Raw genomic sequence first — 548 nt, 5'->3', positions numbered from 1 at the left:
AAATACCTTTAGGCTGGGCAGACCTGCCGTTGCCCCTTGCTGCTGCGCATGGCCCATAGCAGCCAGCATCACGCCCCAAAGTGTGGGCCAAAGTAGCAGCTCTATACCGACTGGCTTATCAAAGCGTGTCAGCTGCAAATAGGCGTGTAGTTTGTCTGAAAATGTCATGGTATTTTAATTATCATCAATAAAAAGTTATGTATGCGGCTTATGTTTTTGGTTAAGATTACTGGACTTGCTGCCATAATTTATTGGCTTCAATCAATGATAGCTCAGGGTATTTTTTACGCAGCGCCTTGATGGCTGCCACTTTATTATTTTGCGTTGTTTGAGCTTGCTTATGCAGATAAGTTAAATACTCTTGTGAGCCTCTTAGTGCTTTAAGAGACGCTTCAAGCCGGAGAATCCGAGTACGCAGTATGATATTTATCAATAATAACCCTGCTCCCATCACCCATATGATTAACGTCGACATTCCTTGCTCCTAAATCCATGAGTCCTAAATATATTCCAGCAGCACGGTAACGTTCTAAAACTGGATTGCCTAG

At 43.1% G+C, this 548-nt stretch carries 1 protein-coding gene and 1 pseudogene; both read right to left on the bottom strand.

Translation table 11 applies throughout. The annotated features are described in order from the left end of the window. Nucleotides 1-168 (bottom strand): annotated as a pseudogene (ubiA, locus tag ACS8FD_RS23705) (4-hydroxybenzoate octaprenyltransferase); the annotation flags it as partial. A gap of 58 nt (nt 169-226) precedes the next feature. After that, nucleotides 227-475 (bottom strand): hypothetical protein, encoded by a 249-nt coding sequence (locus ACS8FD_RS23700; RefSeq protein WP_439261830.1) that lies wholly within the window; start codon nt 473-475, stop codon nt 227-229. Between the last annotated feature and the right edge of the window lie 73 nt (nt 476-548).

The sequence above is a fragment of the Psychrobacter sp. 1U2 genome, assembly GCF_051847575.1.
This window is presented reverse-complemented; position numbering and strand designations above follow the sequence as displayed.

What these genes read in the sequence shown, in the direction of transcription:
- ACS8FD_RS23700 (WP_439261830.1), bottom strand. Translation starts at nt 475, where the DNA reads ATGTCGACGTTAATCATATGGGTGATGGGAGCAGGGTTATTATTGATA.